The organism is Secundilactobacillus similis DSM 23365 = JCM 2765 (assembly GCF_001311075.1).
Classification (GTDB): domain Bacteria; phylum Bacillota; class Bacilli; order Lactobacillales; family Lactobacillaceae; genus Secundilactobacillus; species Secundilactobacillus similis.
The window spans coordinates 1-16367 of record NZ_BBAD01000011.1; the positions used below are offsets into that span (position 1 = coordinate 1).

14 protein-coding genes and 3 pseudogenes are annotated in these 16367 nt (G+C 49.4%); 3 read left to right on the plus strand and 14 right to left on the minus strand.

The annotated features are described in order from the left end of the window. Positions 1 to 172 precede the first annotated feature (172 nt). Entirely contained in the window at positions 173 to 715 is a 543-nt protein-coding gene (locus JCM2765_RS03815; protein ID WP_054733956.1) for a cysteine hydrolase family protein, read from the plus strand. A 93-nt stretch (positions 716 to 808) separates the two neighbouring features. On the opposite strand, the gene JCM2765_RS03820 is transcribed toward JCM2765_RS03815, so the two are convergent. Next, complete coding sequence (locus JCM2765_RS03820; RefSeq protein ID WP_054733959.1) at positions 809 to 1231, minus strand: MarR family winged helix-turn-helix transcriptional regulator; 423 nt, start codon at positions 1229 to 1231, stop codon at positions 809 to 811. A 202-nt stretch (positions 1232 to 1433) separates the two neighbouring features. Here JCM2765_RS03820 and JCM2765_RS18690 point away from each other — a divergent pair, with 202 nt between their 5' ends. Continuing rightward, positions 1434 to 1565 carry a hypothetical protein gene (locus JCM2765_RS18690; RefSeq protein ID WP_263849316.1) on the plus strand — a complete coding sequence of 44 codons (132 nt, stop codon included), beginning with the start codon at positions 1434 to 1436 and terminating at the stop codon, positions 1563 to 1565. 365 nt (positions 1566 to 1930) lie between these two features. Here JCM2765_RS18690 and JCM2765_RS03825 read toward each other — a convergent pair whose 3' ends face one another. After that, on the minus strand, positions 1931 to 2647 hold the full coding sequence (locus tag JCM2765_RS03825) for a gamma-glutamyl-gamma-aminobutyrate hydrolase family protein (protein ID WP_054733961.1): 717 nt from the start codon (positions 2645 to 2647) through the stop codon (positions 1931 to 1933). Between the two features lie 130 nt (positions 2648 to 2777). Between JCM2765_RS03825 and JCM2765_RS03830 the strand changes: the two genes are divergently transcribed. Further along, a complete protein-coding gene (locus JCM2765_RS03830; RefSeq protein ID WP_054733964.1) occupies positions 2778 to 3965 on the plus strand; it encodes an MDR family MFS transporter in 1188 nt (395 codons plus the stop codon). A gap of 410 nt (positions 3966 to 4375) precedes the next feature. Here the strand turns inward: JCM2765_RS03830 and JCM2765_RS03835 are convergent, their stop codons facing one another. The 12 genes and pseudogenes from JCM2765_RS03835 to JCM2765_RS03890 all read right to left on the minus strand — a co-directional run bounded on the left by JCM2765_RS03835 (position 4376) and on the right by JCM2765_RS03890 (position 16226). Further along, on the minus strand, positions 4376 to 6214 hold the full coding sequence (locus tag JCM2765_RS03835) for a GGDEF and EAL domain-containing protein (RefSeq protein ID WP_054733967.1): 1839 nt from the start codon (positions 6212 to 6214) through the stop codon (positions 4376 to 4378). Between the two features lie 196 nt (positions 6215 to 6410). After that, positions 6411 to 7765, minus strand: a pseudogene (locus JCM2765_RS03840) (glycosyltransferase family 2 protein). Further along, on the minus strand, positions 7762 to 8280 hold the full coding sequence (locus JCM2765_RS03845; RefSeq protein ID WP_054733970.1) for a hypothetical protein: 519 nt from the start codon (positions 8278 to 8280) through the stop codon (positions 7762 to 7764). Before JCM2765_RS03845 ends, JCM2765_RS03840 begins: the two are co-directional and overlap by 4 nt. Next, positions 8258 to 9045, minus strand: a pseudogene (locus JCM2765_RS03850) (EAL domain-containing protein). Before JCM2765_RS03850 ends, JCM2765_RS03845 begins: the two are co-directional and overlap by 23 nt. Before the next feature lie 46 nt (positions 9046 to 9091). Further along, positions 9092 to 9712 (minus strand): hypothetical protein, encoded by a 621-nt coding sequence (locus tag JCM2765_RS03855; RefSeq protein ID WP_054733973.1) that lies wholly within the window; start codon positions 9710 to 9712, stop codon positions 9092 to 9094. A 188-nt stretch (positions 9713 to 9900) separates the two neighbouring features. After that, positions 9901 to 11295 (minus strand): DUF3329 domain-containing protein, encoded by a 1395-nt coding sequence (locus JCM2765_RS03860; RefSeq protein WP_054733976.1) that lies wholly within the window; start codon positions 11293 to 11295, stop codon positions 9901 to 9903. A gap of 578 nt (positions 11296 to 11873) precedes the next feature. Beyond that, on the minus strand, positions 11874 to 12266 hold the full coding sequence (gene rpsI / locus JCM2765_RS03865; RefSeq protein WP_054733978.1) for a 30S ribosomal protein S9: 393 nt from the start codon (positions 12264 to 12266) through the stop codon (positions 11874 to 11876). 13 nt (positions 12267 to 12279) lie between these two features. Beyond that, a complete protein-coding gene (gene rplM / locus JCM2765_RS03870) occupies positions 12280 to 12723 on the minus strand; it encodes a 50S ribosomal protein L13 (protein WP_054733981.1) in 444 nt (147 codons plus the stop codon). A 155-nt stretch (positions 12724 to 12878) separates the two neighbouring features. Continuing rightward, positions 12879 to 13673 (minus strand): tRNA pseudouridine(38-40) synthase TruA, encoded by a 795-nt coding sequence (truA, locus tag JCM2765_RS03875; RefSeq protein WP_054733984.1) that lies wholly within the window; start codon positions 13671 to 13673, stop codon positions 12879 to 12881. Between the two features lie 81 nt (positions 13674 to 13754). Next, positions 13755 to 14552 (minus strand): annotated as a pseudogene (locus JCM2765_RS03880) (energy-coupling factor transporter transmembrane component T family protein). After that, positions 14545 to 15417 carry an energy-coupling factor ABC transporter ATP-binding protein gene (locus JCM2765_RS03885; protein ID WP_054733986.1) on the minus strand — a complete coding sequence of 291 codons (873 nt, stop codon included), beginning with the start codon at positions 15415 to 15417 and terminating at the stop codon, positions 14545 to 14547. Before JCM2765_RS03885 ends, JCM2765_RS03880 begins: the two are co-directional and overlap by 8 nt. After that, a complete protein-coding gene (locus JCM2765_RS03890) occupies positions 15393 to 16226 on the minus strand; it encodes an energy-coupling factor ABC transporter ATP-binding protein (protein ID WP_054733989.1) in 834 nt (277 codons plus the stop codon). Before JCM2765_RS03890 ends, JCM2765_RS03885 begins: the two co-directional genes overlap by 25 nt. Positions 16227 to 16367: the final 141 nt, after the last annotated feature.

Sequence of the window (16367 nt, forward strand, 5' to 3'; positions counted from 1 at the left end):
AAGACTGCCAAAACCCAGCAGTCTTACTTGCGCCCTTATACTCCACCTTCTAACCGCCTTGCTCCGTTCTCTGCTCTTTAAATTTCCCTTACACTCCCCACCCCACTACTGACATTCCCGCCAAAACCATGTAAGCTATGGTTAATCACCATTGAAAGGAAGGCGTACTGACGTGAGTTTAACCAATAATCCACTCAAAACGGCTCGGCACCTTGGTCTGGTTGTCATTGACATGCAGGCTGGCACACGCTACCTTGCCGAACACGTCTACAAACAACCCGCACCGGTTGACTTTACGACCCTTTTGGCAAATAACCAACTGTTGATCGACGCGTTCACCGCCCATCACTTACCGATTTTCATCGTGACGATGCGGCCCAAAGCATTTCCCCACCTTTTTGACCAAACGCTGAGTCGCTCACTGTTTGATAACGCTCAGCTTCAGGTGCACCGCCTTGAAAAGCATTTACCCAGCGCCTTTTCGCAACCCGCACTGGTCGATGCCTTGCGGGCCGCTGGTGTCAAACACCTCGTCGTCACCGGAATCGCTGCCGAAAACGGCGTCTGCAAAACCGTTCGCGATGCTACCCGCTTGGGCTTTCCCACAACGGTGATCGTTGATGCAATTTTGGCGAAGTCCCAGCACCACTATCAAGATGCGCTGCGGCATTTTGAACAAATCAACGATACGAAAACCATGATTGAAAGTCTTTAATCCAAAAGCGCCATCCTCGGCCAATTCTCCCTTGAGAATCGCACGTGGATAGCGCTTTTTAAAACCTCTAGATTTTAGTCCGGTTACTTTCAATCAAGTCCGCCATGATGGTCTGCAGGTTTCCGCAAACGGGGCATCGACCGTGACCTGATTATGATCGAGGCGTTCTTGCCACCAATCATTCCGAATCTTCACGATACTTGGTACGACCTCTAAACCAGCCGCGGTAATACGAATCACGTTGGTGGTTTTATTGTCGACCGACTGGGTTTGGGAAATGTAGCCCAGTTCGCTCAGCCGCTTGATTTCACGGGTGATCTGACCCTTGTTGATCACAAGCGTCCGCGCCAAGGCATTTTGGCTACTCTCCCCCTGCTTTTCTAATAACAATAATATGTACGCATTCGTCACGTTTAAGTGGATTGCTTTATAGAGTGGTTGGGTGTCTCGTTGAAATGCACGGTGGATGATGGAGAAGCACTGCGCCAAATCACCGGGAAATGTTTCTAAACTCACAGAAATTACCTCCAATGTGAAACTAGTTATGTTCCATTATACCCATTTCCGGTTCACTTTAGCGAGTTTTTTTCTCGATTTCGAGTAACCGCGCTTAATCAAGGGCCTCAACTAATTTTAAAATATGCCACATTTATATACCAATTTATAGTACAATTGTGGGAGTAGATGACCAGCTGATTAGTTAAGGAGCGTGAGCTGATTGAAAACCCAAGAAACCTATTACCGTAACGTTGTCGCGGCAGCCAAACTGCTGACGCGCATGGAAGTCGATAACGAAACCGATGAATACCAACCTTTTTCAGGACCTCACGGAGATCCGTGGCCTGATTGATGCCCGGTTGACCGCCATTCGAGAAGCGCGCGGGAATCATAAGGCTTAGTTGCATTAAGTGAATACTGGCGTTGATGCTGGGTGATGAAGCTTGGTCTTGGAGCGGACTGGGGCTTTTTTGTTGTGGTTTTTGAGAGGTGCATCCTTTGTTAAAATAGTGTACATTTTTGATTGTTGTTCTTAAGACTGAACGGGCGTCAACCATCCGTTTGTTGTTACCGTTCACTGAGAGTTTCTACCCATGGTGCTTTCCTGTCCTCGAGACTAAACGGGTTCCGCAAGGCAGAAGGTTGCATATAAGGGCGGCCCCAGCAAACCTACCAAAGACCGGTAGCTTCGCTTGGGCCGCCCTTATACACCACCTTCTAACCGCCTTGCTCCACCCTCTCGACAAAGTTTCCCCACAACGCCCTTTCTTCCGGCATCGTCTCAAACAAAAACTCCGGGTGCCACTGCACAGCCAGCACCAATTGGTTATCGATGGACTCAATGGCCTCAACCGCCCCATCCGCTGCTTGGGCCGTCACCTTTAATAAGGGGCCGACATCCGTTTTTAGCGTCTGGTGGTGAAACGAGTTGACGTAGGGCTTTTCACCCAACAACTTTGCCGTTAACGTCCCCGGTACCGTTGTCACGTGGTGGGTTGGGTACATCGCCGGCGCGTCTTGTTGGTGCTTCACAAAAGCGCCCTCGTGTTGACTCGGGAAGTCCTGATACATCTGACCACCTAGTGCAATCCCAATAATTTGAATCCCACGACAAATGCCAAACATCGCCTTGCCCGCTTTAAAGGCCGCCCGACACAGGCCTAACTCAAACTGATCCTTTCGCAATGAGGTATTGCCCAACTTCGCAACGGGTTCCTCACCAAACAGCGTTGGATCAATATCCGGACCGCCTAAAAATGCAAAGCCATCACACCGCGCCACGTAATCGTCGATCATGTTAACATCATGCGGTGGGATCATCACCGGGATCCCACCTGCGGCCACGATGCCCTGTGCGACTCGATCATCAATGTAGTCTTTGAACCCCCGGTGCGTCCAGTCCGCATCCGTTGGCATGCCAATCAATGGTTTCATTTTTGCGCCTCCAGTCACGTATTCTCATTGTATTTTCATTTTATCATCTTTATTATATGACATAATTTCTAATTAGAATAGCTTATCGTTGCATTCATCTTAGCCATTATTCTCGAAAGGAGTTCACGTCATGACCACCCAATCCATTAAACTGCGCTGGCTTGCCACCGGCGCGTTGATCAGCGACCTCGGCATGAGTTTCATTTGGCCGCTGACCAGCGTTTACCTCCACAATCAACTTCATATCTCACTCACCACCATTGGTATCGTGCTGCTGTTGAACTCCTTGACCGGGATCATCGGCAGTTACGCGGGTGGGGTGCTGTACGACCGGGGGAATCCGTATAAGCTCCTGCTGGGTGGGATCACTGGTTCGCTGCTTGTGTTGATTGCCCTCACCTTCTCTCACGGTTGGCCGCTGTTTGGGTTCTGGCTAGCACTGCTGGGATTTTGTTCCGGTTGGAACGTGGCGCTCACCAACGCCAGTGCTACCAGCATCCGCGACATGAACAGCAATCGGGTGTTCAACCTGCTGTATTTATTCCAAAACCTTGGCATCGTGCTGGGGACAGCGTTGGTGGGCTACCTATACGATATCAGTATCACGCTCTTATTCGTCACCGCCGCCGTACTGTTCGTGGGTTATCTGATCGTCGTGGCGCTGACTTACCGGCCACTGAACCGGACGCCACAACCTCATGAGCACGCTCAGCACGACAAACACAGTACGCACCTCCCAGCCGCCAACCGGATCATCTTGCTGACCCTCTTCGCTTCTCTGGTTATCGTCTGGTTGATGTACCAGCAATGGGCCTCCAACGTCAGCGTCTACATGACCGACCTGGGCTTACCGTTGATCAAATACAGTTTCTTGTGGACGCTCAACGCCAGCGGCATCGTCGTGATTCAAATCGTACTGAACTTCCTGCAACGTTTCACCAATAATCCGCGTAACCAAGTCTTATTCGGACTGGTCATGCTGGCGCTGTCCTTCTTAGTCCTCGCTGGTGCAAAACACTACGTTAGCTTCGTAGTCGCAATGATGCTGTTGACGTTAGGTGAAGCCACTGCCTTCCCAATGATTTCCGTGATGGTCAACCAACTGAGTCCGTTTAGTGTCAAAGGACGCTCTCAGGGGCTGGTCAACGCCTCAGCCTCGGCTGGACGGGCGTTGGGGCCGCTGGTTGGTGGCGCCGTCATCGAAGCGACCTCTTACCCGTTCTTATTTAAGATTGCGGTTGGGGTTTACCTGCTGGTCATCGTGTTGGTTGTGGTGACCCTTGGGCTTTATCGGCATCAGGTTAAGACTTATGATTAATAAAAGAGAGTGGGCAAAAACTCGTTTAGGTCCAGAATATAAGAAAACCGGCCGTGGATTCCTGGTTTTGGAATCTACGGGCCGGTTTTCTTATATGGCCGGGACCTGAGTTTTGGCGCACGTTTAGACTAGATAACAGTCTTGAGATAAAGTAAAATTTTCAACTCACTTCAAGTTAAGAAATTAGTTCGATGCTTACCAATATGGCCTTTTTTCTCAGCCTCGTTTTGATTAGATTTGTGTTTGGCGAGGCTTACATGCGGAAGCTGAGACCGCTTTTCGGCTCAGACCGGTCCCCATAGCACTCGCCTATCCGCCTACCGGAATCGACAGCCACCAACAACCGGACTAAAAAATCGTGCCCCTTTCATCAAGGGTGCACGATTTTTGATTTTGCTAACTAAGTTGAACTAGTCATCATCACGCCCGGGCAAGACAGGCTTACCAAAGTAGAACCCTTGGTAATGGCTAACCCCAAGCCCCTGCGCAAACGCCATATCTTCATTGGTTTCGACCCCTTCAAGGATGAAGTCGATACCCGCGTTCTCGGCGATTTCAGCCCAAAACGCAATACGTTCTTGAATTCGTTCGTCGGCTTCTTTTGGCCGCAGGTTTTGAATCGCAAACTTAACCCCGTCAATGTAAGGCAAGATGTTGCGAACCAGTTCATAACTGTTATCTGAACCCACATCATCAATGTAGATTTTAACGCCCGCCGACCGGTACAATGCCGTGACCCGTCGAATCGTGCTCAGGTCGGGCACCGTTGTGATTTCAATGATCAGAGTTTCCGGTCCATAAGCGGCAGTCGTGAACCCAGCCAGTGAATTGGCGGTATTTGAATTCGAGAACTGGGCTAACGTGAGGTTGATGGTCATCCGCTTCAAGGCCCGGTCTCGAATCAGCACCTCAGTAATGAACGAAATCTGTTGTTCAACGCTGATGTCAAACCGTTCTGGTAACTCCCACTGTTGATTCCGAGGATTCTTCGCCCGTAACAGCAACTCGGCGCCCCACTTGGTGTTGCCGGCTGGCGTACCGTCGATAATTTCTTGTTCGAAAAATGCCAACGGTTTCGGCGCTGCCACCGCGATGGTTTCTGGTACGCCACTCCCGCTGACCTTGTTACGGCCGTATTTTTTACTAAGTTGCAACTGGTCGTCCGCGCGTTTATAAACATCATCGATCGTTTCATCGGCTTGTTCCAACATGGCGATTCCGGCTGAAGCCGTCAACACAACGGGTTCGCCACCCACCGCAAACTGCTTTTGGTGAATGCGTTCCAAACAGGTTTTGACGGTTTCAGCAACTTGTTCAGCCGTTTCGCCAGCGATACCAATCGAGAACTCTTCACCTTCCGACCGGAATAACCGCGCGTTCACGTTGCCCTGGGTCAGCGTTTCTTGTAGCACATCCGCCACGTCCACCAGCGCAATGTTGCCGGCCAGATAGCCGTAACGTTGGTTAAACGCTGAGAAGTGATCTACATCCAGCGTCACCACCGCTAAGGGTTCCCGGTTTGCGCGAGCACTGGTAAACATCTGGGTAAGCATGCGTGGATCATCCGTAAACACATCGGAATGCGCCAGCCGTTGATAGGCCGCCACACTCTGGAGTTCGGCCGTTTTCGCATCCGTTTGCTGGATGGTTCGCCGATATTCGGTCACCGCAATGCCGAGAATCACAAAGCTGGTTAACTCCCGAACCCACCACCAAGCATCAAACGTCCGGGGACGCGACACATAGATGCCGATAATCCCTGATAACCCAAGAATCAGCATCCCAACGTAACTTGCCAACCGCGAGTTCATTAACCGTTCGCGGGTCAAATACAATCCGGTCAACACCGCCAACCAGATCACAAACGTCACAATAACGACCGGACTAAATGGATCCGCATAAAACCACAGATAGATACCGCAACAGATGCCCTGTAAGGTTGCCGTGAACCAATCTCCCATGTCCACGATGATGACGTATAAACTTACCAGCATCAAGTTCAAAAAGGCCCAGTGCCAGCCAAACACGCTCATCTGCGGATCTAACCGATACTGCATCGCTTGAATCTCATATAATACCGCTAAATATACTAGTGCAGCCAACCGAATGATGCCCTTGCGGTGGCGCACAATAAATGGTGACACGGTTCGATCGTTCACCCAGTATAGAAGTGACGTCATACCGACCGCCAAGAACACCCCTAAGAAAAGGGTGGTGATATATGATTCAAAAATTGCGCCACTTAACAAAGTTCCATCTCCAATAACGACACTTTTCAGTCTTGTACGATTTAAGGGTTGATTACCTTTAATTAAAAGTATACCGATAATGTATTTTAGACACAATGATATTTTTGAGATATTTTGAATCAATTGATAACATTGTACTCAAAAGACCCTGAGCGCTCGTTAAACCGAGTTCTCAGGGTCGATTGTCGTTATGACGTTAATTAGCCTTTTTCGCATCCTCTGCCGCCCGTTGCGCCTTTTTTTCGTCAATCAGGGCCTGCCGTTTTGGTGAGACCCAAGTTCCCGACCCCTTCCCCCAAATCGTTTTGAGGCTGGGATAAAGGTCATAAAGATTGTAATCGGGTTGACCATCCAAAAGAACAGCATGTAGAGTGGCGCAAAACCGAGGTACTTTAACTTCGCCCCTCGGTTATCAAGAATCAGGGCCGCTAAAAGCTGTAAGGACCCGGCGAACATTTCAAAACTGACGAAAATAAACGACATCGCAATCGCGTGCCATAACCGTTCATAATTTCCCGTCACAAGGAAGTAGGCACAAGTGGCAATAAATAGCGCTGTTGTCAAAATGAAGAAGAACGACCAGATAATCGACAGCGTTGAATCCACAAACATGGAGAGTTGGTAACGGTGGCGAATCGGGTGGGCCAAAAACTTCTTAATGTTGGTTAACCAAACTTCAGTGCCACCCTGCGCCCAACGTTTCCGCTGATGATACAAATCGTGGATCGTTTCCGGTACGTTCATGTGAAAGATAATGTTGGGCGCAAACCGGGGGACCGCCCCAATCATTTGGTGATCCCAAGCAATCGAAATGTCCTCGGTTGCCCGATTTTGTCGAAAGCCGCCGACCGAAACCAAGAAGCTTTTCCGATACATGGTGTTGGCGCCAGAATAGGCGTACATCGAATCATTCACGGCCGCTTGAGAGCGTTTGATGACACCGACAATGCTGGAGAATTCAACCGTCTGTGACTTGCAAATGAGCTTAGTGCGGTTTTGAACGTCCATGTTGGCTGTAACAGCACTGGTATTCATATCGCGGTCGTGGATAAAGTAGTTCATGTATTTCATCAACGCATCCGGTTCCGGCACCGTATCCGCGTCGTTAGATAAAATGTACTCACCTTTGGCAAAATACATGCCGATGTTAAAAGCGTGGGCCTTCCCCTTATTTTTCTCGATCGTGATCATCCGTAGTCGTGGATACTCCGCCTCCAACCGTTGGACAATGGCTTCAGTCTCATCCGTTGAGCCATCGTTCATCAACAACACCTCAAAGTTGGTGTAGTTCAAGTGGTCAAACAGGTAACGAATCGTGGCTTCGATCATGACTTCTTCGTTATGCGCCGGAATCATGATGGTAATCAACGGTTGCTTATTGACCGGCAGCTGTTCCCACTCATTATCCTCCTCGTTCGGCCGTAACCAACGATAACTGAGTGACCCAAAAAACCAGAAAAATGAGCCAATGATTGGGTACAAGCACAGTACCAATAAGAAACCATTGATAACAGTGGCCAGCGTCGTTGTTTCAAATAAGTGATCGATCATTTTTTCTGCGCTTCCTTTTCCTGCTGGGCCTCAAATAGTTTTTGAAATTCATCCGTGTCTAGATTTTTATCAGCACTAACGCGGTAATTCCGGACGTCCTCTCGAAAAGACGCTGGCCCAAACCGGTCATCCATAAACACTTCTAGTTCCGTTTCCCGAACTCGCTGTTCAATCGGGTCAAACGTGGGCCACTGTTCCACCAACCGGTCGCGCTTACGCACCTGGATAATCGTCATGGTCACCGAAAAGATCAAGGCCACGGCCGCTAGAAATAGTAAAATTACGCCGATAAACCGAATCTCAAAAACGCCTTCGGCATAGTGCCAAAACGGCCGCAGCTTTCCCGTCATCACCCCGTAAAAGCTCACAACGGTGATGATGATTGGAACAAACACACAGATCCACGCTAAAACGGCCACAAAGGTCTGCCACAGTTTGAGAAGCCAGTGGCCGGACTCGAAGTAGGCATCCGTATAAAGTTGTACTGACGGCTCATTTTTCGACGACTTTGCCATCTTGACCAACCTCCTTATGCTTGGTGGGATCACTGGGACGACCAAAACGATACCCTTGTCGCAACCCAATGTTAAGTTGTGAGGCTAACGCTTCGTCAGCTTCGTTTTCGATCCCGGTCAATACCAGTTGCATGTGCTGTTCTTCGGCAAACCGGTGCCAGCTTTGCAAATTGAGGTCCAACCACTGATTGGCATCCGTTTTGCGGAAGGCGCGCATTGAGCATTTTAACGTATCAATGACCCCCACCATCCAGTTGATCATCTGCATGTTAGCTGACTCTGCCCCGAGGTTATCGACTTCAAACCGCATGCCGTAGCTTTGCCCGGTTTTAATGTGCCGCAAAAAGGTCGTGTGGTAAGGGTACCGTTGATCGGGTTTTAAGCTCAGTTCAACTGCTAGCTGCATCGGCGAAATCTTACTGATCGCCCAGCGAACGAAGTAGTCAAACTCCGGCTGATAATTTGGTCGTAGTCCAAGTTAATGGAAAGTTGAATTGGTTCTTCTGGCAGCACTTTGAAAGTAGATTCCAATAAAAAGATCACTCGTTGAAGTGGTAACGTCTCTAACTGTTGAGGTAAACGCCAAGAACCATCTGGCTGCTGCTCACGCAATAGACACTCATAGCCGGTCAGCTTACCGCAATCATCTACCGTTGGCTGAATAAAATAACGTAGCACAAACTCCTCTTTCCCTAAGTAATTGTTTGAGCGTTGCCGGGAATGGTAGAAGTAAATACCGATGATCAACACGGAAATCACCAACATCACAATGGCTGCTAAGAGCAACCAAAATTTGAGCGTTTCTAACACGTTACTTCATCTCGCTTTCTTTAGATTTTGACTTTGACTTTGCTTTAAATTCCCGATAGCCCGCAATCTGATCCCAGAGTATCAGTCCAATCGCAACAACCAGACTCCAAAACAGGCTTGAGGCTGATAGCCGTGCCCAGCCGGTTTGCTGAGTAACCGCCACTCGAAGTTGACCAAGGCCCTTCGCCGGCATGGTCCGCTGTGCTTGTTTGACCAACCGATAACCTAATGGTGCCTTGACTGGAATTGTTTCCCCAGTTTTGACCAGTTCAAAGGCGCGTGAAACGCGTTTGTTACCCGAATAGTAGCTCACCGTAATGCCCTGTGCCGTTGGTGATACCGGCATCGTCACGCGCTGGTTAGTTGCTTGGGTGAACCGGTAAGTCGTTGGTGCTGTCGAAGCTGTCTGATACCCCACCGTGCTCGCATGGGTTAAGTCAATCGACTGGCCGACCGCACCATTAATTGGTTCAGTAGCGACAACCAGGCCTCGTTTCGTGGTATACACTAAGGTTGCCCGCGCAATTGTCGGCGCCTTAGTCACGTGAATCGTTACCGTTTGATTAGCAACGGCCGTAAAGGTATACGACGTTGGTCGACTGGTTGTTTTGTAGCCACTCACCGAGGCGTGTGAAATATCAAACTGGTCCCAACGTTACCGGAAATTGCCTCAGTCCCGACTTGTTTGCCATTCGAATCGACATAAACCAACGTCGCCGTCTGCATTTGCGTAGCGGCGTGAACTTGATGCCCACTGATTGTCTGCACGATTGTGTTGTGAAACCGCCCTAATTCGCGATATAGCCGCCACTACCACGTGTGGGTTGGCAACTTAACGTCACGTAACACAACGGTGTTATCGACCGCGACGGATTTGACACCGTAATAGCGCGCCATCCAGACGTTAAACCACTGTTTGTTGGGGTTGCCATTGCTGACGTAGGTCGATGACACGTACTGATTACGATCCGTATAGACGGGCTGCATGCCAGGGACTTTGGCGTGTGCGATACCTCGTTTGGCATCCTCACGACAAATCGCATCCCCAGTCGCCCAAGTTCGGTACGACTGCAAGTTAGACCGGACCGCAGCTTGATAACCGGGAATCGCCAGAAAGCCCAAAATAAGCGCGGCGCTAATGGGAAGTAACCGAACTAACCAAGTCCCCTGCCGTAACAAGGCGTGATCCTTTAATGCTAATAGAATTGCGATAATTAAATAGAGATTTGGCCCAAAAAATACCCGGCTTAGAATCTGAGGTGACACCACGAGGGCCACGATGCCCAGCACCGCGCCCACACCATATAACCAAGCGGCCACAAAAGTCCGCTGTTGTCGCCAGACTAAGCGATGCCCGTAAGTATGGTGTTGCCAGTAAAGGTAAATTAGAAGCCCGAATGCCAGTGCCAGTAACCACCCAGAGTAGTGGCCGGCATTTTGCAGAAGCTTACCGATTTCAAACTGCTTACCCCGCACCGCAATTTGTTGTGAGCCGGATTTAACCATAATGTAAAACCCAAGCGCGCCAAATAACCCACCACACCACTTCCACGCGAGTTGCGACTTCTGCCAGTCAAACAGGGTGAACGCAAATGCGATGAAGAGGGTCAACGGTGCGGTATTTTCATTCGTGGCGCCCGCCAGAAAACCCAAAACACTCATACCGATTGCCATTAACATCGGGTGATGCGCCTGATAGTTAAACCGGTACGGTAAGAGGAACAGGAGGTAAATCATGGCCATCCACAGGTAGTTAAAGCCGCCTGACAGCCAGAGGATGGTCGTACCGTAGTCCGGTAGGCCGAACCACATCAACGCAAACGTAAGCGCTAAAAAGCCCACCTTAATGCGCTGTTTACCGAATACGTGAACGTTCATTAACCAGCCAACCACCACAAACACCAGTGCGTTAGCTACGTTAAAGACGGCCTTCGGAAATTGCATCATCGTCATCACCCCGGTGTGCGCCACAAACCGCCCATTGAATAACCGGGTATGGTTTTGCACCGACTGAATGAGATCAAGTCCGTTATGGATTCCCCGTAAATGCTTAGCCGGCCACTCCCCCGTGAAGAAAAAGTGGTACAAATAATCATCCGCCGAATAGCCACTTAAATCATTTAGTAATTTCATCACTAAAAAAACACCGACGCTAATCACGATTAGGCCGATAATGCCGATTAACACCTTTGCCGTGTGCTTCATACTTGTTGGTCTCCTAATTCGATACTTCATTATGTAATAATTAGATAAATTTTAATTGAATTTAATCATATCACACAAACTGTTCGACAGACTAGGCTATTTGGGAAAGTTGTGTTGCCAGTTTTATACTGATTGTTTATTGATCCTAAAATAACCAGTTTCATCCTGCTGTGTAACAGGAGAAACTGGTTAACTAGGGTGTTGGTTAGTTTGGCGGAGTAGGTAACGTTCTGTTGTGGTATGGGTAAATGAACTTGATCGATTTGTGAACCCGTTTTGGCTACCGTGCTGAAACGCGTGCCAAAAAGCAAAGCGCTGCACGTAAGGGGCAAGGGCCATCAAGTCGAAAACCCACGACTTAATGGCCCTTCTGCTTATACCCGTTCAGGCTACCGTGCCGAAACGCGTGCCAAAAAGCAAAGCGCTGCACGTAAGGGGCGAAGCACACAAAGTCGGAAACCCACGACTTTCTGCACTTCGCCCCTTACGCTCCGCTCTTTAACCGCTTTTTGTCACGCTCTACAAAAAACACTCTCCCAAACGGGAAAGTGCTTTTTGAAGGCGAGAAGAAATAGATCTTAACGCTTTGAGAATTGACCAGCCTTACGAGCTTTCTTAAGACCTGGCTTCTTCCGTTCTTTCATACGTGCATCACGAGTCAAAAGACCGGCACGCTTCAAAGGACCGCGGAAATCTGGGTCAACTTCGAGCAATGCACGGGCGATCCCGTGACGAACTGCGCCGGCTTGGCCTGAGAAGCCACCACCGTTGACGTTAGCTAAAACGTCATAGTTACCAAGCGTTTCAGTAACGTTAAATGGTTGAACAACCACTTCACGTAAGTTAGCAAATGGAATGTATTCTTCGATTGCTTTGTCGTTCATAACGATCTTACCAGTACCTGGTACTAAACGTACACGGGCAACAGAGTTTTTACGACGGCCAGTGCCGCGATATTGTACTTGAGCCAATATAATTTCCTCCTTAAATTAGGTTAGTAATGTCCAAAACTTCAGGCTTTTGAGCAGCATTGTCATGTTGGTCGCCAGCGTAAACGTGAAGCTTCAAGCCGATCTTGTGACCTAATGAAGTATGAGGAAGCATACCCTTGACAGAAGTCTCAATTAACTTTTCTGGATCCTTCTCACGAAAATCACCAGCAGTGCGTTGCTTTAAACCGCCTGGGTGGTTCGTATGGTGGTAATAGATCTTCCGTGAAGCCTTCTTACCCGTTAAAGCAACTTTACTTGCGTTGATCACGATAACGTGATCACCAGTATCTACATTTGGGGTGAACGTAGGCTTGTTCTTACCACGTAAGATGTTAGCGACAGCTGATGCAAGACGTCCCAAAGGAACATCAGTAGCATCAACGACGTACCACTTGCGATCCACGTCACCTGGTTTAGCCATATATGTTGTACGCACGATTAATTTCCTCCAATTTCAGTGTTTGTTTACAACCAATAACAAGTTTCCGGGGCTTATTCGTGGGGTAAACAATACCATGTTCCATAATACAAATTTACCAACCCAAAGTCAAGCCATTCCTTCAACTTTAACCGCATTTGCGTTAATTTCGCCTACCGTTGGTGCTTAGGCAACTTAGTCGGGTGTGCCGGATCGTCGCCTTCGTAGTAAACGTGTTTCAGATACAACCCGCTAGCCGGCACCGTTCGCCGCGCATATCGGCGGTCATTCAATTTGTAAAGCTGTTGAATGCCATCCACCGGTCGCGTACCCGCACCGATTTCAACCAACACCCCTACCATGATCCGAACTTGATTGTATAAGAAGCCGTTACCGTAAAATTCAAATACCAGCTCGTTGTTCGCTTCATCAAGGTGACAGCCGGCTTCATAGATCGTCCGAAAATTCGTCCGGGCGCCGGATCCCGATGCCACAAAACTCGTAAAGTCGTGTTCGCCAATCAGGTCCTTGGCCGCTTCGTTGATCCGATCCACGTCCACCGGAAACTTCCAGTGCCCAGTGTAGTTGCGCTTAAACGGATTCCGGAATTCGCCAAGATCCATCCGGTACAAGTACCGCTTCCCCGACACACTGTACCGGGCGTGGAAGGTTTCGTCGACCTGTGCCACCGCCAGCACTTCCATGTCCATCGGCAACATGCTGTTCAAGCCTTTGCGCATGTTGTCAGGTGGTAAGTTAAACGGCATGTCAAAATGCACCACTTGACCTAACGCGTGCACCCCAGCATCCGTCCGCCCAGAACCGTAAACTTCAATCGCTGGTTCCGGATGCTTAGCCATCTTATTCACGACCTTCGTCAGCTCGCTTTCAACCGTCCGTTGGTTTGGTTGGCGCTGAAAACCCGCAAAGTTCGTGCCATCATAGGCAATCGTTACTTTATATCTCAAATTTCGTTCTCCTTAACTCACAAAAGCACGGCCCAACAACTCGTCGGCCGCGCCCGTCATTGTTCACTTAAATTAACCCGGCTAGGCAACGAACCGCAACCCGATAACGCTGGCTAAACTGACAACGTACACCAAGAAACTAATGGTGTCAGCCCGCTGCCACTTCAATTGGCGGTATTTGGTCCGATTTTCACCGTCCTGATAGCCCCGCGCTTCCATGCAGTGGAAATGTCCACGGCCCGGTTAAACGCGTTCACAAACAGCGGAATGAGGATCGGCACAATGGTCTTGATCTGTTGCTTCAAGCCACCAGTCCCAAAATCAACGCCTCGTGCCCGTTGCGCATTCATGATTTTCTCAGCTTCATCCATCAAGGTCGGCACAAACCGCAGCGCCAACGACAGCATCAACGCTAAGGTCGCTACGGGAAAATGCACCTTGCGTAACGGTGACAACAGCGATTCGATACCGTCCGCAATGTCCAACGGCGCCGTTGAAAAGGTCAGCAACGTGGAGATCATGATGATCAGCACAAACCGCATCAGAATTAACCCGGCACTAATCAGCCCATCATGTCACCGATAAGATGCCCCATGACCAGTAAACGTGCCCACCGGCACCGAAGAAGACTTGAATCAACACGGTGAAGATCAGTAGCCACAGCAATGGCCGTAACCCCCGCAAAAAGATCCGGAGTGAGATCGCCGTTGCAGCAACCGAAGCCAATAGTAACACCGTCAGCAATAAGTAGGTCCACAGGTTATTGGCAAAGAACACCACTAAGACGTACATAAAACAGAGCACTAACTTCGCCCGCGGATCCAACCGGTGCACCCAGGAATGGCCTGGAATATAGCGGCCAAACAGGAATTTATCCATGAGGAGTCGCCTCCTTTGGCAGTTGCCCCATTAATTGGTCGGCTAACTCAGCCTCGGTCAACGGTAGCGGATCAAAACTGAATCCCCGCTCAACCAGCCGTTGCGCAAAACGGGTCGCCGATGGCATCTCCAGTTGGTAGTTAGCCAACCATTCAGGATCACTGAAAATGGCTCGCGGCGTCCCTTGCTTCACAACCTGCCCGTGTGCCATCACGATCACGTGGTCTGCGTAGTTCGCCACGTCATCCATTTGGTGGGTGATCAACACAATTGTTAGGTGTTGTTCGGTCCGTAACTTGGTCAACAAACTCATGATTTCAAGCCGCCCTCGCGGATCCAAGCCGGCCGTAGGTTCATCTAACACCAGCACTTCCGGCTCTAAAGCCAACACCCCGGCAATCGCTACCCGCCGCATTTGCCCACCGGACAAATCAAACGGTGAGCGTTCCAGTAACGCCGCATCCAAGCCAACCAGTTCAGCCTTTTCACGGGCTAACTTGGTGGCATCAGTTTCACTAACACCAAAATTCTGCGGGCCAAAGGCAATATCCTTGATGACCGTTTCTTCGAATAACTGGTTCTCGGGAAACTGGAACACAATTCCCACCTTTTTACGAACCGGTTTTAAATGCTTATTTTTCGTTGTGTGATCAATCAATCGATCCCCAATCGCCACGGTGCCTTCAGTCGGTTTCAACAAGGCATCCAGATGCTGGATCATGGTTGACTTACCACTACCAGTCTGGCCAATCACCGCCGTAAAGGTGTCGCTAGCAATTGTCAGATCAATATCAGTTAGGGCCTGCACCGCAAAGGGAGTCCCAGCTTGATACCAGTAATTTACGTGTTGGAATGTGATGTCCATAACCAGTCCACTAGACTCCCTTCATCGAGGTAGTTGTTCGGAACGGCAACGCCCCGGTCAGCTAACGCAAGTTTTAATTTCTCAGAAAACGGTACATCAAGGCCCATTTCAATCAACCGTTGGCCGTGACTGAAAATCGTTTCAGGATCCGCTTCTTCAACGAAGTGCCCGTCATCGATTACCATGATGCGATCAGCGTTCGCCGCTTCATCAATATCGTGGGTAATCGACAACACCGTTAAATTCAGTCGGTCCTTAAGTTCCTTGATGGTGCGTAAAATGTCGCGCCGCCCTTGCGGATCCAGCATACTAGTTGCTTCATCTAAAATCAAAATCTTCGGTGCGACCGCAATAATGCCAGCAAGTGCAACCCGTTGCTTCTGACCACCAGATAACTTGGCCGGTTCCCGGTCTTTAAAGTCCCACATACCAACCTGTTTGAGCGCCGATTCAACTCGTGGCACCATCGTGTCCCGGTCCACTTGGCGGTTTTCCATCCCAAACGCCACATCATCGGCCACGGTTGCGCCAACAAACTGGTTATCTGGGTTCTGAAAGACCATGCCGATGGTCTCTCGAATCTGCCAAACGGTGGCTTCACTGAGGGTTTGACCATCGACTTCAACTGAACCCTCATCAGCGGCCATCAAGCCGATTAACAATTTGGCAATGGTACTCTTACCACTCCCGTTATGGCCAACAATGGCGACCCATTCGCCGCCCTCAATTTCAAAGCTAACGTCGTCCACTGCTTTAGTTTCACTATTCGCATATTGGTAACTTAAGTGTGACACCTTGATTAAAGCCATGTCGTCATTCCCCGTTTATTTTCAATTCAAGAGCCATTATACCAAATTCTGCTGGGGTAATGCACCCTTTCGTCCTGAACAATCGCCGCTAAGTGTCCGCCTGCTATCGCAGAGTAAGACCAATTTCTAACTATGTAAAAA